We start from the raw sequence: 18,713 nt of genomic DNA, 5'->3' as shown, positions 1-18,713 counted from the left end.
ATGAAAGAGTCTGGAGAGCGATCTCCAGACTCGCTTAACATTTACGGACGGCCAACAAACCCAACCGCTTCATATACTTTCTTCAATGTCAACTGCGCGCGGGCGCTGGCTTTTTCCGCCCCTTCACGCATGATCTGCTGCAAGAGAGCCTCATCGTCGCGGAAGCGATGATAACGCTCCTGCAATTCCGACAGCATGCCGGACACCGCATCGGCTACCGCGCCTTTCAGGTGGCCGTACATCTGGCCGCTGAACTCCTGTTCCAGGTCGGCAATGGTTTTTCCCGTAACGGCAGACAGAATATCCAGCAGATTGGAAACCCCGGCTTTATTCACCACATCGTAGCGAACGACCGGCGGCTCATCCGAATCCGTCACCGCACGTTTGATCTTTTTCACCACCGACTTGGGATCTTCCAGCAGGCCGATAACGTTGTTGCGGTTATCGTCGGATTTGGACATCTTTTTGGTCGGCTCCAGCAAAGACATCACCCGGGCGCCGGACTTCGGAATAAACGGTTCGGGAACTTTGAAAATATCGCCGTAAAGCGTATTGAAGCGCTGCGCGATATCGCGGCTAAGCTCCAGATGCTGTTTCTGATCTTCGCCCACCGGCACCTGAGCGGTCTGATACAGCAGAATATCAGCCGCCATCAGCACCGGATAATCAAACAGGCCGGCATTGATATTCTCGGCATAGCGCGAGGATTTATCCTTAAACTGCGTCATACGGCTCAGTTCGCCGAAATAGGTGTAGCAGTTCAAAACCCAGCTTAACTGGGTATGTTCAGGAACGTGCGACTGAACGAAGATGGTGCTCTTCTGCGGATCGATACCGCAGGCCAGATAAAGCGCCAGCGTATCCAGCGTCGCTTTTCTCAGCTGTTGCGCATCCTGACGCACCGTAATGGCGTGCAGATCAACGATACAGTAGATGCAGTCATAGTCATCCTGCATATTGACCCACTGGCGTAACGCACCCATGTAGTTACCAATAGTCAGTTCACCAGACGGTTGTGCTCCGCTAAATACAATGGGCTTGCTCATACTAATGTTTCCTGATTTTTTGAAGATGACGGCCCGACAATGGGCAATAAATCGGCAAAACGATCCAGCACAATATCCGGATGACTCGACTCGATCGCTTCGCCATAGTTGTATCCATAGGTCATACCGACGCAGGGACAGCCGGCAGCCTGAGACGCCTGAATATCATTACGGGAATCACCAACGAAAAGTAATTCATCCGCGCGCAATCCTAATTTGCCCAACACCAGATACAGAGGAGCCGGATGCGGCTTTTTGACGATGACGTCATCACCGCCGATAATAAGGGAAAAGTACGCGTCAATGCCCAGAGACGCCAGCAAAGGCGCGACAAACGGCGTCGGTTTATTGGTGACGACGGCCATCGGGAAACCCTGAGCAGACAGATGCGCCAGCGTTTCTTTAACCTGGGGAAACAGTTCGCTACCGCCATTGACCGTTTGCTCATAATAGCGATCGAACGTCTCACGGGTTTCACGAATGCGCTGCGGCGTGGGTTCTGCGCCGGCCCAGCGCAGCGCGCGCTCAACCAGAACATCGGCGCCGTTGCCAATCCAGGCGGCGACCCGCGCTTCGCCCGCGGCGGGAAGAGAGTGCGCCTGCAACGCTAAATCTATCGCGGCGGCCAATCCGGGCAAACTGTTAATCAACGTGCCATCCAGGTCAAACGCCAGTCCCCGGATAGGCGTGGTTTTGATGGACACGGCGTTACTCATCCGCCACCTTCGCCAATTCCTCACGCATCCGATCGATAACCGCCCGATAGTCCGGCTGGCTGAAAATCGCGGAGCCCGCCACAAACATATCGGCGCCCGCCGCGGCAATGGCGCCGATATTATCAACCTTCACGCCGCCATCCACTTCCAGACGGATATCATAACCGCTGGCGTCAATCAGCTTGCGCACCTGCCGCAGTTTATCCAGTGTAGACGGAATAAACGACTGACCGCCAAAGCCGGGGTTAACCGACATCAGCAAAATAATATCCAGCTTATCCATAACGTAATCAAGGTAGCTGAGAGGCGTCGCCGGGTTGAAAACCAGGCCGGCCTTGCAGCCGTGGTCTTTGATCAGTTGCAGAGAACGATCGACATGCTCTGAGGCTTCGGGATGAAACGTAATGAAACTGGCGCCCGCCTGCGCAAAGTCGGGAATAATGCGATCAACGGGCTTAACCATCAAATGAACATCGATCGGCGCCGTGATGCCGTAATCCCGCAAGGATTTCAGCACCAGCGGACCGATGGTCAGATTCGGCACATAATGGTTATCCATTACGTCAAAATGAACCACGTCGGCGCCTGCCGACAGCGCGTTAGCGGTATCTTCACCAAGCCGGGCAAAGTCAGCCGACAGAATAGACGGGGCGATTAAAAACGGTTTCATTCGCTTCTCCAAACGATCAAGTCTGAATCCTGCTGCTTGGGATGGCCGTTTACCCATCATCCCGTTCAGCGACGATTTTTAAACTAAAAGTTTTCAAGCAACGCCAACTTTCAGTCAATCATACTTATCTTGCTATCACACTGCACAGCTTACAACCGGTCGCGATCCGAGCGACATAACCACGATCAACAATACAATGCTAAAAGCTCGTTTACTTTACTCCGTCCCATGATATTACGGCTAATCGTCCGGCGCGCTTTTACCACGTAAAGCGATGCATCCTGATACCACTCGCGAGTCAGCAACGTATCGTGATTGGAAATCAGTACGGGGATCTGATTTTCAACCGACAAACGGTGCGCCAGCCGGGCCAGATTCTGCTGATCGACGGTATTAAAATTATTGGTGTGGTACGCCGTAAAGTTTGCCGTCGCCGATAATGGCGCATAGGGAGGATCGCAATAAACCACCGAACCGGGTTCAGCTTTAATCAGCGTTTGCTGATAATGCTCGCAAACAAAAGTCGCGCTTCTTGCCTTAAAAGCGAACCAGCGAATTTCTTCTTCCGGGAAATAAGGTTTTTTATAACGGCCGAACGGCACATTAAATTCGCCGCGCATGTTGTAACGGCACAGACCGTTATAACAATGCCGGTTCAGATAAAGAAATAGCACCGCGCGTCGATAGGCGTCAGTACAAAGATTAAACTCTTCCCGCAGCAAATAAAAAGTCTCTGACGTATTTACTTCATCAGTAAAAAGCTTGCGGGAATCGCGAATAAAATCGTCCGCATTTGACTTGACGATGTTATAGAGGTTAATGAGGTCGCTATTAATATCGGCCAATATATAGTTGTCGTACTCTGTATTCAAAAATACAGAGCCAGCGCCAACAAACGGCTCGATCAGGCAGTCTCCTGCAGGTAAATAGCGACGAATTTCTTCCACCAGCGGATATTTACCACCAGCCCATTTTAAAAAAGCGCGGTTTTTTTTCATGCCGTCGTTAGTTACTCATACTTTTCAGAGCCGCGGATTGTACTCTGTGTCAGACAGCACATCAGGGCTAAAATTTGGTGTTACTTATTCAAGTCCTGCTTCACCTGACGGATCGGCTTAACCCAAGGTTTTTTCGCTTGCACATCAGCGGGTAGCGCAGCAATCGCCTGCCTCGCCTCTGCAGAAGAAGCATAGACGCCATTAACTAACACATACCAGGATTTTCCGTCACGTTTAGTTTCATAAACCCATGAACGAGTCAGATTATGTTGTTTCGCATAAGCCTGCAGCGTGTCCGGACGGGAAGCGCCGCTTAATTGCAGGGTAAAATGGCTAGCCGGCGCATTTTGAATAGAGCTGCCCGCGCCGGCAGAGACGGCGGCCGCGGATTTGCTCGCCGCGGTTGGCGCTGCGGCCTTCTGATTGTTCGGCGCTGACGGTTTATTCGTCGTATGCGCAGGATTAGCGCTATGCGTAACATTATTATTGCTGTGCGTAGACTTCGCCGCCGGCGCATGCGCAGGCGTTTTCGCCGCAGGCGCCACCGTGGCCGGAGCCGTCGGCAGGGTTGACGCGCCGCTCTCCATCGCGCCTTGGGAATATTCGTTAACACGCCCCTGCTGCTGCGAAAGCGCATCAGTGATATTACCAGGCAGTTCAATACGTTGCTGACCGGTTACCGGCGGCTGAACCTGCGCTTCGGTCGGCGTACCGGAGATAGGCGGCGCGCTGAGCGTTTGCGGCGGCTGTCCGGGAGCGGCTGGGGTAGTTTCAGCGGGCGTCGACGTTTCCGTTCCCTGCGTCATGGGGGTCGATGAAGAGAGATCGATGCTCTTTTCACCGCCTGTTTGGTTTTGGGGCTGAGAAGTCTGCGGATGAGAAGGCGCCTGCAAAGCGGAACCAATGCCGATGATCAGCAGCAGCAATACCAACACCCCGATACCTATCATCAGGTGTTGTCTGGAAAGCGTGATTTTCGGTACGGAAAAGCTGCTACTTCTTTTTTGCTGACGTGTTGGCCGACGGTCGCTAGTATCAGGCTTTAACTCATCTTCCGGCTTAAACTCATCCATTTAAAACCCCCCAACTGAAAGGCTAAAATCCGCAACCTCATCCCCGGAGCGAATTATCAAGTCATAATGCATTATATTTTATTAACCATAAACCATAAGCACTTATCTGTCGTTAACACATTTGTTGTTAACAAAAAAGAAAAGCGCTTAAGCAAGACAATCAGTTATTGACGCCAGAACAAGATCGTGCGCTATTCCGCCAAGGACCTCAGAATGTCCAATGGATGTCGGCAATACGAGCCGTAACTCGCCGGCCAACACTTTTTTATCACGCATCATGTGGGGAAGATAAGATTCTGGCGACATCTGCGCCGGTCCGGTAACGGGCAAGCCGGCTCGAACCAACAGGGATGTTATACGCGTAATATCATCGACGGAAAATAGCCCAAGACGCCGGGCGGCATAGGCGGCCATCACCATACCCGCGGCAACCGCTTCGCCATGCAGCCAATTGCCGTATCCCATTTCCGCTTCAATGGCATGACCATAAGTATGCCCAAGGTTGAGCAACGCGCGCATGCCCTTTTCACGTTCATCGGCGGCGACCACCGCGGCTTTTAGTTCACAGCAACGACGAATGCAGTAAGCCAGCGCGCCATGCTCCAATGCGCGCACTGCTTCAATGTTCTCTTCCAGCCAGTGGAAGAAATCGCTATCCAGAATGACGCCGTACTTAATCACTTCCGCCAACCCGGACGACAACTCCCGCGCGGGCAGCGTTTTCAGACAATCCAGATCAATCACAACCGATGCCGGTTGATAGAAAGCGCCGATCATGTTTTTACCCAGCGGGTGATTCACCGCGGTTTTGCCGCCAACGGAGGAATCAACCTGCGCCAACAGCGTTGTCGGCACCTGGATGAAACGCACGCCGCGTTGGTAGCTCGCTGCGGCAAAGCCGGCCAGGTCGCCGATTACGCCGCCGCCCAACGCGACAATCGTCGTATCGCGGCCATGAGGTTTCGTCAGCAGCGCGGTAAAAACCTGATCCAGTACGGTCAGGGATTTATATTTTTCGCCGTCAGGCAACACGACCTGATCGACATGCACTCCGCCTTGCTCAAGCACACGGCGAACGCGTTCAAGATAGAGGGGAGCCAGCGTCTGGTTAGTCACCAGCATGACCTGCTCCCCTGCTTTCAACGGCATAAAAGAAGCCGAATCATTAAACAATCCGGCGGCTATCGTAATAGGATAACTTCGTTCGGCTAATGTTACGGTAATTCTTTCCATGCTCGTTTCATAACCTATTCAAAATCTGCATGCCGCAGATGATGCATTACATTCAGTTACTTTCCAGCATATTGATAATCTGGTTAGCAACTACCTTGGCGCTTTGTTCGTCGGTGCGAATGGTGACGTCGGCGATCTCCTCATATAACGGATTCCGCTCCCTCGCCAACTCTTCCAGAACTTCACGCGGAGGTGTTTCAACCTGAAGTAGCGGACGTTTCTTATCGCGCTGCGTGCGGGCGAGTTGTTTCTCAATCGTCGTTTCCAGATAAACGACCACCCCACGCGCAGAAAGACGATTGCGTGTCTCACGTGATTTGACCGAACCACCGCCTGTCGCCAGCACGATGCCTTGTTTTTCCGTCAATTCATTGATGATTTTCTCTTCACGATCGCGGAAGCCTTCTTCGCCTTCCAAATCGAATACCCAGCCCACATCAGCCCCGGTGCGTCGCTCAATTTCTTGATCGGAGTCGAAAAACTCCATATTGAGTTGCTGAGCTAACTGACGGCCAATAGTGCTTTTGCCGGCACCCATAGGCCCAACCAGAAAGATATTGCGTTTCTCTGCCATGTTTTTTGGTATTACTAAGACAATTCGTTAATGATAACCCGCCCCGCCAATCAACCCAGCGACGGGACCTAAACTGAAACCTCATGAGCGATAGTGCGAGAATCAGACAAAAAATTATCTCAATACTCAGGGTAGTTTGGCAACCGAATAAAATGCCACATTCCCCATAGGTGAGGAATGCACCGCCATCATTCAAGCTGCATCCATAATTGGCTTAACGTCCTCACGCCAGGCGCATCGCTGGCTCAGCGTCTGGAATCGTTTCGTTTGCCGTCTGGCTGCAACATCAATTACGTTGGATATAACGTATATTTTATCGACATTTTCGGTGGAACAACACTTCTGTGCTCAATTCGCTAACCCTTGTAAGCTAAATCTGTCGCAGCGTCAAACTTAGAAGGCATGAATCAATTAAAATATTGCGCTGATTTTATGAAATTTCCGCTACTTTTACCGTTTATCCGCTGGGAGCAGAGTCGGCGTAATAAAAATAACCAATTCCCGCCGGGTATCCTGCCGCGTACTGTTTTTAAACAAATGGCCGAATACAGGAATATTGCCTAAAACCGGAATCTGGTTGCCGCCGCGCTGTTTCTGCCGCTGAAATATACCGCCCAGAACAATGGTTTCGCCGTCCGCGACCGTGACCTGTGTTTGTATTTCCTGCTTATCGATCGCCAGCGCTTCGCCGTTATCGCTCTGCTTTATCGTTTGTCCCGGCATGTTTTGACTGATTTTCAGGTTTAGCGTAATCCGTCCGGCCCGCAAAATGCTCGGCGTCACCTCCATCCCCAATACCGCTTCCTTGAACTCGATGGATGTCGACCCGCTGGCTCCGCTGGAAACCTGATAGGGAATTTCCGTACCCTGTTTGATACTGGCGGTTTGCTGATGAGCCGTAAGCAAACGAGGGCTGGCGATAATTTCCACCTGATTTTCCTGTTCCAAGGCCATCAGTTCCAGTTCCAGCAGGCGCCCGTTCAGCCGCGCCAGATGAAAGCCCGCGTTGATCGCCGGCGACTCCACCGGCAGGCTGATATTAAAATTATTCAACCGCAGCGCTTTATTCGTTTCTTCATCGGTGCCCAGCCCCCAGTTGACGCCTAATTCCTGTAAATTTCCACTGCTGATAGTCACAATATGCGCCGCAAGCTGTACCTGCGCTAGCGGCAAATCGAGCTCGTTCACCCACAACTTCAGTTGCTCCAGCGCTGCCGCCGTATCGCGGATCAGCAGCGTATTGGTTCTTTTATCCACGGTGACGATCCCTCGTTCGGTCAGTAAAGCGCCGCGTTGGGCCTGAACGCCGGCGGCGATCTCGGCGGCATCGGCGTGCTGCAACGCAACCGAAAGATTGTGCAATGGCTGGTTCTGCGCCTGTTGGGCGAGACGTTCCTCTTTCTGACGCTGCAAGACTTCAAGGTGGGAAGCGGGATAAACCAGCAGGACATTGCCGTCCCGCTCCACCGCCAATTGCCCCATATGCAAAACGATATCCAGAGCCTGCTGCCAGGGCACTTCCGCCAACCGCAGACTGATCGTCCCTTCAACTCCCGGCGCTACCACCATATTTAGCTGCTGATGGTCCGCCAGAGCCTGTAATATGCGTTGTATGGGAGAATCCTCAAACGCCATTGACACCGGCGCATCGCTTCTTGCCTGCGCCGATACGCCGCCAACGAGCAACAACGCCAAAAACAGCATTTTCTTAACCGTTCTAATCGCCATAACATTCCCTGTTCCGAAAAAATACGCTATTGCGCGGCAGCGTTATTAATGAAGGGCGATGCCAGAAAAACCTCCGCTGACGCGCCGTCGCAACGGTCCGCCCCCTCAATCGCCGCCAGCGTCGCACCGGACTTATCCAGACGACGTACCTGCCAGTTTTCCTCCGGGATCACGGCTCCCGGCGTTAACCGCCGCCACTGTTGTTCCGGTAGAACCAGCCACCCTATCCATGCCTGCCCGGAGCCAATGACGCCTTTTAACCGCCAGCGCTGCGTCGTGTTGTCCTGGGAACAGCGGACCGCGGATACCGGCTGAAAGGGATCCCGGCTCATCATTACCGCATCTGCCGGCGTGATGTCGGATAACATGCTGAAAAGCAGGAGAAAGCGAGTGGCGGCAGCGCTATTCAACATCGCTCCTCCGTTCCGCAGCCGGCTTCACCAACCGCATACTAATATGCAAAACGCCGTCCACCGATTTCATTGCCAGTTGCTCAATCCGCAGCACATGAGGCAGCGCGATAAACTTGCGCAGTACGCGCGCCATTCCCTGATAGTCGGCGCTAAAACTTAATAGCCAGGCGTTGCGATCGTTATCGTTTTGATGCCCCTCTGGCTGCCAGGAAAGCAGCGTCGCGCCGGATTGCGATAACGGAGCGGTAACCAGCAGCGACGGCATGTCGGCGTGGAATGGCGGATTGGCCGTTTTCCGTTGAGCCAACTGCGTCTTCAGCATGGCGAAGGACGGCAGCGTTTGCAGCTGCTGCCGAAGATGGCGTATAGCGGCATGCTGCCGATCTACCCGCTGGTTAATCTGCATGATCTGCTGCCGCTCCGTTTTCAAAATCATCTCTATGCCCAGCAGTAAAAAACCGCCGACCAAAACGGCTTGCGCGGCCGCCAGCATCCACAGCGGTTTACTTCCCCATCCAGACCAGTTCAATATCGCGTTAATCACCAATCCGCCCGCTCTTTGTTGAGTCCGTAAGTGTCCAGTCCGCCTGAAGCGAAAAACTTAATAGCGTTCTATCGTTCTGCTCCCTCAAAGCCTGAAGCACCTGCGCTCGCTCCAGATCGGGATGCGCCATCAACGCCCGATTCAGGGCCACAATGTCGGTATAGTTTTCACTCAAACCAGAGATTAATAGGTGATTTCCGCGATCGGCGATATCCGTCAGCCAGAGACGCCGGGGCATCATTGATACCAGTTGTTCCAACAGACTCAGATAACGCTGATTGTGGCGTTGCGCCGCCGCATCGGCATCATGCTGCGCCTGATAATCACGCAGTCGATCCCACATCCGGCGAGTTTGCTGATATTGCTGCGTCAATTGCCGCTGCTGCGCCGAGATGCCGCTCAATTCACGCTGCGACATCAGGCGTTGCTGGCGCAACGTGATGTAGAAACCCGCGATAATGAGCGCGGCCAACGTCAGTTGCAGCAGCAATAGCGTCAACCAGCGGCGCGCCCGCTGGCGTAATCGCCGTTTACGCCAGGGTAAAAGATTAACCAGCAGCATGTTCGTCATCTCCAGCGCGCAAAGCCAAACCACCGGCGATAACAAATGCCGGAGGGAAATCGGGTAAGGGAGGCTGCATCTGGTCAAAGGCCGCAAGCGGAGACCACGGCACGAATACGTCAGAGATTTGATGGGTTAACGTGGGTAAGGTGCTGCTGTAATAGGCTGTATCATGAGTATTTTTTTGATAGCGAGCATTTACTAACGAAAGAAGATCCTCTTCGGCGGCCAGTTCCTCGGAATGTATCACGCCGCATTGAAAAGCATGGTTCAGCGGAGATATCCATAACCAACTGTCCGCCAGACGATGCAGGAAAAGATAATCATGTTTAAGCCCCGCGGACTTCGCCATACAACGAATGGCGCAGGTTGAAACCTCAACGACGTCAGGATGCAGATCCGCGCGATGCAGACAGTCAAGCCAGTTATCCAACTCTCGCCGCCGGGCAGCGGTAACCAGCAACGTGCCGGGTTCATGGGGCGCCGCACGGTAATCCATTGCCAATGAATCGCTGCTTACCGGCAGCTTACGGGCGGCCATCGCCTCAATATAATCATTGCGCTCCGGCCCTCGCAACCGCTTATCCGGCAGAGGTAAACGCTGTTGTAGTACCAACTGGGCGGGAAAACCGACCCGTAGAGAAATATTGCGAGGCAATAGCCTGCGCCATTTCAACAAGACCTCACAAAGCGCTTCGGTATGGTGTAGACTACCCGCGCGTAACGTGTCGTTTGGCAGTGGGAACTGCCACCAGCAGCGAAGCTGCCAACCATAGCGACGGCGTTGCACCGCCAACGCGCGCATAAACCCGTTTTGTATATCTAACCCAACCCGCCAGATGTGATAAGCCATGTTCAATCCGATTCCGTATCAATTAAAAGAACGTATCCACAGTGCTGGCTTACCTTTATACTAGCGCCGATTGTTTATAAACCGTCCAAACGCTATTGAATGGAAAATCTCAGGTGAAGTTCGTAAAGTATCTACTCATCCTTGCAGTGACTTGCATCCTGCTGGGAGCAGCTTCGATATACGGTTTGTACCGCTATATCGAACCCCAGTTACCCGATGTCGCCACGCTGAAAGACATCCGGCTGCAGACGCCTATGCAGGTATTCAGCGCCGATGGCGAGCTGATTGCTCAATTTGGCGAACACCGGCGCATCCCGTTGAAACTGGATCAAATTCCTCCGGTTCTGGTTCAGGCGTTTATCGCGACTGAGGACAGCCGTTTCTATGAGCACCACGGCGTCGACCCGGTGGGGATTATCCGCGCCGCCTCTATCGCGCTAACCTCCGGCCATGCCTCGCAGGGGGCCAGCACCATTACGCAACAGCTTGCCAGAAACTTTTTCCTTAGCCCGGAACGCACGCTGATTCGTAAAATCAAAGAAGTCTTCCTGGCTATCCGTATTGAGCAGCTCCTTACCAAAGATGAAATTCTTGAGCTGTATCTGAACAAAATTTATCTCGGTTACCGGGCTTATGGCGTCGGCGCGGCCGCGTATGTCTATTTCGGCCGTCCGGTAGACCAGCTTACGCTGGGTGAAATGGCGATGATCGCCGGCTTGCCGAAAGCGCCCTCCACCTTTAACCCGCTCTACTCGTACGATCGCGCGATAGCCCGGCGTAACGTGGTTCTGGCGCGAATGAGGGATGAAAACTACATTACCCAGGCGCAATACGACCAGGCCCGGAATGAAAAACTGGATGCTGACTATCACGCGCCCCAGATAGCTTTCTCTGCGCCTTATGTGGCGGAAATGGCGCGTCAGGAGATGATCAATCGTTATGGCGACGACGCCTATAACGATGGTTATAAGGTCTACACCACTATCACGCGGAAATTGCAGCTAGCCGCGCAGGACGCTTTGCGCAACAACGTTCTCGCATACGATATGCGTCACGGCTATCGCGGCCCGACCGCGGTGCTGTGGAAAGTCGGCGAAAGCGCCTGGGATCGCACCAGAATCGTCACCGAACTGAAAAAACTGCCGGTTTATGGCCCGCTGTTTCCGGCGGTCATTACCGATACCGACAGCGATAAAGCCATTGCGATGATGGCCGACGGCAGCAACATCTCACTGCCGATGGCCGGCATGCGCTGGGCGCGCCCTTATCGTTCCGATACGCAGCAGGGCCCGACGCCCAAACGAGTGATCGATGTTGTTCAGGCCGGTCAGCAGGTGTGGGTCCGGAAAGTGGATAACGACTGGTGGCTTGCCCAAGTGCCGGACGTAAACTCGGCGCTGGTATCCATCAATCCGAACAACGGCGCAATTGAAGCGCTGGTCGGCGGGTTCGATTTCAACCAAAGTAAGTTTAATCGCGCGACGCAGGCGCTGCGTCAACTTGGCTCCAACATCAAGCCGTTCCTCTATACCGCCGCGATGGACAAAGGTCTGACGCTGGCCACCATCCTTAACGACGTGCCGATTACACGTTGGGATCCGGGCGCCGGCTCAGACTGGCGGCCAAAAAACTCACCTGCGACCTATGACGGGCCAATCCGTTTGCGTCAAGGACTAGGCCAATCCAAAAACGTGGTGATGGTCCGCGCCATGCGGGCGATGGGCGTGGATTACGCCGCTGAGTATCTGCAGCGCTTTGGCTTCCCGAAACAAAACATTGTCCCGACGGAATCGCTGGCGCTGGGCGCCGCGTCCTTCACCCCGCTGCAGGTGGTCCGCGGCTATGCGGTAATGGCCAATGGCGGTTATCTGGTCGATCCCTATCTCATTACCAAAATAGAGAAAGAATCAGGCGACACCGTCTTTACCGCCACGCCTAAAGTGGTGTGCGACACCTGCAACCTGCCGTTGGTGTACGGCGAAACGCGGCGCGATACGGTTCTGTCGGCGGACAATACGGAAAATGTCGCGACATCCAGAGAAAATCCGCAGCCGGGCGCATTGCCCCAGCCGGAGGTGGAGCCGGTTACGCCGCCGATCGCCCAGCAAAATACCGCGCCGCCTTATGCGCCGCATGTTATCAGCACCCCGTTGTCCTTCCTGATTAAGGACGCGCTTAATAGCAATATTTTTGGCGAACCTGGCTGGATGGGTACGGGCTGGCGTGCGGGTAAAGAGCTGAAACGTCATGATATCGGCGGTAAAACCGGTACCACAAACAGCTCCAAAGATGCCTGGTTTTCCGGCTATGGCCCGAATCTGGTGACCTCGGTTTGGATCGGCTTCGACGACCACCGCCGCAACCTGGGCACCAGCAGCGCGTCCGGCGTGATCAAAGACCAGATTTCAGGCTACGAAGGCGGCGCCAAAACAGCTCAGCCGGCCTGGGATGAGTTTATGAAAGCCGCACTGGAAGGCGTTCCTGAACAGCCTCTGACGCCGCCGCCCGGCATTGTCAGCGTGACCATCGACCGCAGCAGCGGCAAGCTGTCGAACGGCGGCGGCAACAGCCGTTCCGAATATTTCATTGAAGGAACCCAGCCGACGGAATATGAAGTGCATGAAGTCGGCACCACGTTGATGGATAACGGGCAAAGCGAAGAGTTATTCTGATTGCCCGCTTCGAAGTGCCAAAACAGCAAAGGCGCAGATTCTGCGCCTTTGCCATTCCATTCGTACCGCGCGACCAGCAGCCTTTACTGGCGATGCAGCCAATCCTGAGTTAAAAACAGAGCGCTGACATTACGCGCTTCCCGAAAGTCGGGCTCCTGCAACAGCGACATCATATCTTTTAGCGGCCAGCGCACTTTAGGCAACGGTTCCGGCTCATCGCCTTCGCGGCTTTGCGGATACAGCCCCCGCGCAACGACAATATTCATCTGGCTGGAGAAATAGGACGGCGCCATGGTCAACTTCGCCAACAAATCCATCTGTTCCGCGCCGAATCCCGCCTCTTCCATCAGTTCCCGGTTAGCCGCTTCAAATACCGTCTCGCCGGGATCAATCAACCCTTTAGGAAATCCGAGTTCATACTGTTCGATACCAACGGCGTACTCACGGATCAGCACCAGTTCATCATCAATAATAGGCACAATCATCACCGCTTCCCGTCCGCTCGGACGCATTCGTTCATATACCCGGCGGACGCCGTTACTGAATTCCAGATCGATGGATTCAACATTGAACAAACGCGAACTCGCGACCGTTTCTACCTTGAGAATTTTAGGTTTTTGCAGGTTATGACTCATGATGGCCTCGTAGAGCAATTACGACCGGAACGGCAGCCCAACCTGAATGCTGGCTATATTGCCTTCACCATAAATACCGGCGTGCCGCTGAATGAAAAGCGATCGTTAATACTCTTTTTTGATTTTGCTAGATTTTTGCTGTTACCCACATTGTGCGTTAACAGCAACCTTTGCTGCAACCATCACAATTATTAATTTACTTGCTTATAACATTAAATACACATTATCAGTATGAACTATTAAAATGAAAAATTAAAAGTCAATATCCACCCCAAAAAATCGGATTATCCTCATTTTAGACGCCCTGCCTGGTTGTTACCATCATCCCTTCGCGTAGATAATTTCTGTTATTTTTTAGTTATTAATTTAATAAAACAAAACCATGCAGGTTATCATCGATTGTCCAAATTTGTTAAAATCCGATGCAAACAGGGAGTACGTCACTTTGGGATGGAAATGACATGAGCACAATATTTACCATATTGGCTATATTGTTTGCCTGTCTGTTCGCTATCGGAGGTTTCATTGTCTACCGTATGCGCCAGCGCCTGTCATTTGTCACTCCGTTACCGGTGGAGCCTGCCTTACTTCGTCAATTGACCCCGGAAGAACGCGTCGCCGTCGAGCGTTACCTTGCCCTGGAGAATACTCAGCAACCGACGCCGCTCGACATACCCAATACCCAGCCCAAACTGCCCCGCACCTTGCAAAGCAATCGGGTATATCCGATCACCCATACCATCACGCGTTATGGGCTGAGCACTGATTCTCAGAATAAGTGGCGATATTATATTGATACGCAGGAAATTCACCTGCCTCCCTGTTGGGAACAATATATTACTGAGAATAACACCGTTGAATTGATTAAAACCCGCTCCATCCCGCTGGTTATCTCCTTGAACGGACACTCGTTAGTCGAATGCATCAACAACGATAACCATCATATCGTGACGGTTCCCGACGATCCGATGCCAAACGCATCCATTCGTCACGAAGAGGATGAACACGCGGAGCTGGTAAGCATTCGTAAGGAAACGAAAGAAGAGCACGCCATACATCATTCGAAAGGGCTTAAAGAAGCCGGCGCGCTGAGCCTGTCGTTTCTGCTGCTATTCATCAGTATCAACAGCCCGATGGCATTGCTGCCCTGGCTCACCGGCACAGCCGCGCTGCTCGCCGCCTGGAGCATCTGGCGGCTTTTCCGCTCCCCTCGGAACAAGAACGGCAGGACGTTCACTGTCTTCTCGGCACTCCGCAGGCTCTTGGCCTTTTTGGCGAATCAAATCAAGGACAGTTCGGCAGCGTCTCGCTCGGCAATATCGATCTGATTTATCCCCCTACTGGCATCCTTACATCGCTTATGATTTAGGGAAAAAAACGGATGTCGATATTTACCTTAATCATCAGGTTGTTCGTCAGGGGCAGTATTTGTCGCTGCATGACGAAGTAAAAAATTTCCCTTTGCAGCGATGGGGCAAAAATCTGATATTGTCCGCCGGGGCGCTGCTCAGCCTAATCCTCTTGCTGGCCTACGTTCCCATGGAACTACCGTTAAAACTCAGTATGGCCTGGTTGCATGGCGCGCAAAACATTCAGGTCAACCAGGTTGACGAGTTGGAAAAAATACCGCTGAAAATCGGCGATACCCTGAAAGTTCAAGGTTCGGGCATGTGTTATGTTCCAGCGGGCATTCGCGTGTCGAACAATGCCCCCGCCTACGCCTTTACGCCTTTTGACTGCTCGGCGATTTACTGGAATAAAGCCTCGCCGTTACCGCTGCCAGAATCAGAGATCATTGAAAAAACGTCGGCATTGCTTAAAACGGTGAACGATCAGTTACACCCGCAAACCGATGTCGAAGGCCGGGTTAACTCGCAGCTTGCCTCCGCCATTCAGAAATCAGGCATGATTCTGTTGAATGACTTTTCCGATATAGTGCTGAAAACACAGGATCTCTGTGAGCAAGAGAGAGACTGCTTCCGTCTGAAAAACGCGCTGGTCAACCTGGGCAACGTAAAAGACTGGGATACGCTGGTAAAGCAGGCGCGCACCGGCTCATTCAAAGGAATGAACGTCTTGCTGCGACCGGTAAGCGCAGAGACGCTGGAATCGCTCGTCAACAGCGCCACGGACTTTTTCTTTCAGCAGGAAGTCAACAGCGCGGCCGACTCGCTCAATAGCCCTCCCCCTGGCGGATTTTTAATCCGCAGCGATGAAGGGCGCCAGTTCGTTAACCATCCGTTGCCGCTCATACCGCTGAATGAATACCACGCCGCCGATCAGTGGAAAGAGCTTCAGCGGTTATCGGCCATGTTGCTGCACACGCCGTTTAGAGCGGCGGGCGTCATCACGAACCTCAGCACCGACGCCAACGGCACTCAGCACGTCAGCCTGCACAGCGAACCGGATGTCATCACGCTGTGGCGTTATCTTGGCAGCTGTCTGCTGCTGTTGCTCTTTTCCATTACGCTGCTGGTCAACGCCGTGTTATTGGGCATGAGAATAGTGAAAAGCAAACAGCGGATGGCCAACATTCAGCAATATTACGCTTCTCGTTTCGGCTTCACGCCATCGCTGATAGACAGCCGGACCCACCAGTTTTGACAATCGTGCGGCAGGCGTTGTTATGCTATTCTGACGGGACTGCCGTATTTATACTTACCGGGCTTCAGGCTGAGAGATTATCTCGCCGGCAATCTGAAATCTGACGGGTATACATCCTCTTATCAACCTTACCCACCGTTCGGTATCCGGCGTCATTCTGTATCTGGAGTATTTATGAGCCCCGACCTTAACTGGCACGATATTGATACCGTTATATTGGATATGGACGGCACGCTGCTCGATCTGGCTTTCGATAGCTACTTCTGGTTACAGCTTGTGCCGCAATCACTCAGCGACAAACGTGGCATCAGCCTGCAGCAGGCCCAACGGCTGATTGCCGCCGAGTATCAGGCGGTGCAGCATACGATGAACTGGTACTGTTTCGATTACTGGAGTGAAAGGCTGGGGTTGGACATTTATCAAATGACCACGGATATCGGCCCGCGCGCCCGCCTGCGGGAAGACACCGAGCCATTTCTGCACGCTTTGCGCGACAGCGGCAAACGCACGATTTTACTGACTAATGCGCATCCGCACAGCCTGGCGGTTAAAATTGAACATACCGGGTTAGACAAACACCTTGATTTATTACTTTCCACCCATACGTATGGGTATCCGAAAGAAAATCAGCGGTTATGGCAGGCCGTGCAGCGGGAAACCGGTTTCGAGCCGACCAGAACGCTGTTTGTTGATGACAGCGAACCGATTCTGGACGCCGCCAAGACCTTTGGTATCCGTTACTGTCTGGGCGTCAGCAACCCTGACTCCAGCCAGCGGGAAAAATCATTCCAGCAGTATCCATCGATGAATGATTATCTTGCGCTGTTACCGTCATTGCATCGCTCGGTAAATCTCAGTTAATCAGAAGGGGCCACGATGAAAGCAACCGAGAATTCTGACGATACCGTCCGTCTGGACAAATGGCTTTGGGCCGCCCGTTTCTATAAAACCCGGGCCATTGCCCGTGAAATGGTCGATGGCGGCAAAGTGCATTACAACGGTCAACGCAGCAAGCCCAGCAAACTGGTTGAACTGAATGCCGAAATCAAGCTACGTCAGGGCAACGACGAGCGTACCGTCATTGTCCGCGCCATCAGCGGGCAACGTAGAACGGCGACGGAAGCACAGGCTCTGTATCAGGAAACCGCCGAAAGTATCGAAAAACGGGAAAAGCTGGCGCTGGCGCGAAAAATGAATGCGTTGACCATGCCGCACCCGGATCGCCGCCCTGATAAGAAAGAACGACGGGATCTGATCAAATTTAAATACAACGATTAGCAATAATCCCGGTAGATTTCATGTTGCGGGAAATCAATACGCCAGCGACTGGAAACATGAAAGCAATAACTGTCACCATAGCGAGAGAAAATTATGTCCACTCATGACCAACTACATCGTTACCTGTTCGAAAATTATGCCGTCCGTGGCGAGTTGGTGACAGTCAGCGACACCTACCAGCATATTCTGGCGAATCATGACTATCCGGAGCCGGTGCAAAACCTGCTGGGAGAAATGCTGGTGGCCACCAGCCTGTTAACGGCCACGTTAAAATTCAGCGGCGACATTACCGTTCAGCTTCAGGGCGACGGACCGTTGAAGCTGGCCGTTATCAACGGCAACCATCAGCAACAGATGCGCGGCGTGGCCCGTCTGCAAGGTGAAATTGCGCAGGATAGTTCGCTCAAGGATATGGTCGGCAACGGTTATCTGGTCATTACCATTACGCCGACGGAAGGCGAACGGTATCAGGGCGTCGTAGGGTTGGAAGGCGATACCATTGCCGATTGCCTGGAAAACTATTTCCTGCAATCGGAACAGCTCCCTACCCGGCTATTTATCCGCACCGGTCGGCATGAAGGGCGGATGGCCGCAGCGGGCATGTTGTTACAGGTGCTGCCCGCCCAAAACGCCGAACGCGATGATTTCGATCACCTGGCGCAGCTCACGGCCACGGTCAAAGCCGATGAGCTGTTTACGCTTGCGGCTAACGATGTGCTCTACCGGCTTTATCATCAGGAAGAAGTGACGGTATACGAACCGCAAGAGGTTGTTTTCCAGTGTCATTGCTCACGCAAGCGCTGCGCGGAAGCATTAATGACGCTTCCCGAACACGAAGTAACTGAAATGCTGGAAGAAGACGGTGAAATCGATATGCATTGTGACTATTGCGGAAATCACTATGTATTCAATGCCGGGGATGTGCAAGCGCTCAAACAGCACTCGCCGAATCATTTACTGCATTAATCCTTCCACGGGCGCGGCCACGCGCCCGTTTATTTCTTCATCAGCGCTGCAGCATTTTATTCTGTTAAATATTCCAATACATTGAATAAACAAAATATTGATAAATTGTTATTAATGAATTTATTTAATTTTATGATTGCTATCGCGG

Annotated in this window: 17 protein-coding genes and 1 pseudogene; 5 read left to right on the top strand and 13 right to left on the bottom strand. The window is 52.8% G+C overall.

Going from position 1 to position 18,713, the window contains the following annotated elements:
• Positions 1-41 precede the first annotated feature (41 nt).
• The 12 genes from trpS to pilM form a co-directional block, all read right to left on the bottom strand.
• Positions 42-1,046 carry a tryptophan--tRNA ligase gene (gene trpS, locus HC231_RS02005; RefSeq protein WP_208229513.1) on the bottom strand — a complete coding sequence of 335 codons (1,005 nt, stop codon included), beginning with the start codon at positions 1,044-1,046 and terminating at the stop codon, positions 42-44.
• Complete coding sequence (locus HC231_RS02000) at positions 1,043-1,762, bottom strand: phosphoglycolate phosphatase (RefSeq protein WP_208229512.1); 720 nt, start codon at positions 1,760-1,762, stop codon at positions 1,043-1,045. Before HC231_RS02000 ends, trpS begins: the two co-directional genes overlap by 4 nt.
• Positions 1,755-2,432 carry a ribulose-phosphate 3-epimerase gene (rpe, locus tag HC231_RS01995; RefSeq protein ID WP_208229511.1) on the bottom strand — a complete coding sequence of 226 codons (678 nt, stop codon included), beginning with the start codon at positions 2,430-2,432 and terminating at the stop codon, positions 1,755-1,757. Before rpe ends, HC231_RS02000 begins: the two co-directional genes overlap by 8 nt.
• 185 nt (positions 2,433-2,617) lie before the next feature.
• A complete protein-coding gene (gene dam / locus HC231_RS01990) occupies positions 2,618-3,430 on the bottom strand; it encodes an adenine-specific DNA-methyltransferase (protein ID WP_208229510.1) in 813 nt (270 codons plus the stop codon).
• An 80-nt stretch (positions 3,431-3,510) separates the two neighbouring features.
• Positions 3,511-4,503 carry an SPOR domain-containing protein gene (locus HC231_RS01985; RefSeq protein WP_208229509.1) on the bottom strand — a complete coding sequence of 331 codons (993 nt, stop codon included), beginning with the start codon at positions 4,501-4,503 and terminating at the stop codon, positions 3,511-3,513.
• Between the two features lie 147 nt (positions 4,504-4,650).
• Complete coding sequence (gene aroB / locus HC231_RS01980) at positions 4,651-5,736, bottom strand: 3-dehydroquinate synthase (RefSeq protein WP_208229508.1); 1,086 nt, start codon at positions 5,734-5,736, stop codon at positions 4,651-4,653.
• A 52-nt stretch (positions 5,737-5,788) separates the two neighbouring features.
• Entirely contained in the window at positions 5,789-6,310 is a 522-nt protein-coding gene (gene aroK / locus HC231_RS01975; RefSeq protein ID WP_048637206.1) for a shikimate kinase AroK, read from the bottom strand.
• Between the two features lie 450 nt (positions 6,311-6,760).
• The gene (hofQ, locus tag HC231_RS01970; protein ID WP_425490544.1) at positions 6,761-8,014 is read right to left on the bottom strand and encodes a DNA uptake porin HofQ; all 1,254 of its coding nucleotides are present in this window, start codon (positions 8,012-8,014) and stop codon (positions 6,761-6,763) included.
• A gap of 50 nt (positions 8,015-8,064) precedes the next feature.
• The gene (locus HC231_RS01965) at positions 8,065-8,451 is read right to left on the bottom strand and encodes a HofP DNA utilization family protein (RefSeq protein ID WP_246494663.1); all 387 of its coding nucleotides are present in this window, start codon (positions 8,449-8,451) and stop codon (positions 8,065-8,067) included.
• Complete coding sequence (locus tag HC231_RS01960; protein WP_208229506.1) at positions 8,441-8,995, bottom strand: hypothetical protein; 555 nt, start codon at positions 8,993-8,995, stop codon at positions 8,441-8,443. The genes HC231_RS01965 and HC231_RS01960 overlap by 11 nt, the downstream gene beginning before the upstream one ends.
• Positions 8,988-9,557 carry a PilN domain-containing protein gene (locus tag HC231_RS01955; RefSeq protein ID WP_208229505.1) on the bottom strand — a complete coding sequence of 190 codons (570 nt, stop codon included), beginning with the start codon at positions 9,555-9,557 and terminating at the stop codon, positions 8,988-8,990. The genes HC231_RS01960 and HC231_RS01955 overlap by 8 nt, the downstream gene beginning before the upstream one ends.
• On the bottom strand, positions 9,544-10,410 hold the full coding sequence (gene pilM / locus HC231_RS01950) for a type IV pilus biogenesis protein PilM (protein ID WP_208229504.1): 867 nt from the start codon (positions 10,408-10,410) through the stop codon (positions 9,544-9,546). Before pilM ends, HC231_RS01955 begins: the two co-directional genes overlap by 14 nt.
• Before the next feature lie 113 nt (positions 10,411-10,523).
• Between pilM and mrcA the strand changes: the two genes are divergently transcribed.
• Entirely contained in the window at positions 10,524-13,082 is a 2,559-nt protein-coding gene (gene mrcA / locus HC231_RS01945) for a peptidoglycan glycosyltransferase/peptidoglycan DD-transpeptidase MrcA (protein WP_208229503.1), read from the top strand.
• A gap of 83 nt (positions 13,083-13,165) precedes the next feature.
• On the opposite strand, the gene nudE is transcribed toward mrcA, so the two are convergent.
• Complete coding sequence (gene nudE, locus HC231_RS01940; protein ID WP_208229502.1) at positions 13,166-13,717, bottom strand: ADP compounds hydrolase NudE; 552 nt, start codon at positions 13,715-13,717, stop codon at positions 13,166-13,168.
• A gap of 422 nt (positions 13,718-14,139) precedes the next feature.
• Here nudE and HC231_RS01935 point away from each other — a divergent pair.
• From HC231_RS01935 to hslO, 4 genes and pseudogenes are all read left to right on the top strand, one after another.
• Positions 14,140-16,321: pseudogene (locus tag HC231_RS01935) on the top strand (IgaA/UmoB family intracellular growth attenuator).
• A 174-nt stretch (positions 16,322-16,495) separates the two neighbouring features.
• Positions 16,496-17,182: a GMP/IMP nucleotidase gene (gene yrfG / locus HC231_RS01930; RefSeq protein ID WP_208229501.1), complete on the top strand. Its 687-nt coding sequence runs from the start codon at positions 16,496-16,498 to the stop codon at positions 17,180-17,182.
• Between the two features lie 15 nt (positions 17,183-17,197).
• Positions 17,198-17,599, top strand: coding sequence for a ribosome-associated heat shock protein Hsp15 (gene hslR, locus HC231_RS01925; RefSeq protein WP_208229500.1), 402 nt, complete (start codon positions 17,198-17,200; stop codon positions 17,597-17,599).
• Between the two features lie 93 nt (positions 17,600-17,692).
• Positions 17,693-18,565, top strand: a complete 873-nt coding sequence (gene hslO, locus HC231_RS01920) for an Hsp33 family molecular chaperone HslO (protein ID WP_208229499.1) — start codon at positions 17,693-17,695, stop codon at positions 18,563-18,565.
• The last annotated feature ends 148 nt before the right edge of the window (positions 18,566-18,713 follow it).

Source organism: Brenneria izadpanahii, assembly GCF_017569925.1.
GTDB lineage: Bacteria > Pseudomonadota > Gammaproteobacteria > Enterobacterales > Enterobacteriaceae > Brenneria > Brenneria izadpanahii.
This window is presented reverse-complemented; position numbering and strand designations above follow the sequence as displayed.

Bases quoted from the DNA above. Each gene is read 5' to 3' on its own strand.
- HC231_RS02000 (WP_208229512.1), bottom strand. From the start codon at position 1,762: ATGAGTAACGCCGTGTCCATCAAAACCACGCCTATCCGGGGACTGGCG.
- nudE (WP_208229502.1), bottom strand. From the start codon at position 13,717: ATGAGTCATAACCTGCAAAAACCTAAAATTCTCAAGGTAGAAACGGTC.
- aroB (WP_208229508.1), bottom strand. From the start codon at position 5,736: ATGGAAAGAATTACCGTAACATTAGCCGAACGAAGTTATCCTATTACG.
- hslO (WP_208229499.1), top strand. From the start codon at position 17,693: ATGTCCACTCATGACCAACTACATCGTTACCTGTTCGAAAATTATGCC.
- HC231_RS01985 (WP_208229509.1), bottom strand. From the start codon at position 4,503: ATGGATGAGTTTAAGCCGGAAGATGAGTTAAAGCCTGATACTAGCGAC.
- HC231_RS01965 (WP_246494663.1), bottom strand. From the start codon at position 8,451: ATGTTGAATAGCGCTGCCGCCACTCGCTTTCTCCTGCTTTTCAGCATG.
- HC231_RS01955 (WP_208229505.1), bottom strand. From the start codon at position 9,557: ATGCTGCTGGTTAATCTTTTACCCTGGCGTAAACGGCGATTACGCCAG.
- dam (WP_208229510.1), bottom strand. From the start codon at position 3,430: ATGAAAAAAAACCGCGCTTTTTTAAAATGGGCTGGTGGTAAATATCCG.
- yrfG (WP_208229501.1), top strand. From the start codon at position 16,496: ATGAGCCCCGACCTTAACTGGCACGATATTGATACCGTTATATTGGAT.
- rpe (WP_208229511.1), bottom strand. From the start codon at position 2,432: ATGAAACCGTTTTTAATCGCCCCGTCTATTCTGTCGGCTGACTTTGCC.
- trpS (WP_208229513.1), bottom strand. From the start codon at position 1,046: ATGAGCAAGCCCATTGTATTTAGCGGAGCACAACCGTCTGGTGAACTG.
- hslR (WP_208229500.1), top strand. From the start codon at position 17,198: ATGAAAGCAACCGAGAATTCTGACGATACCGTCCGTCTGGACAAATGG.
- hofQ (WP_425490544.1), bottom strand. From the start codon at position 8,014: ATGCTGTTTTTGGCGTTGTTGCTCGTTGGCGGCGTATCGGCGCAGGCA.
- aroK (WP_048637206.1), bottom strand. From the start codon at position 6,310: ATGGCAGAGAAACGCAATATCTTTCTGGTTGGGCCTATGGGTGCCGGC.
- pilM (WP_208229504.1), bottom strand. From the start codon at position 10,410: ATGGCTTATCACATCTGGCGGGTTGGGTTAGATATACAAAACGGGTTT.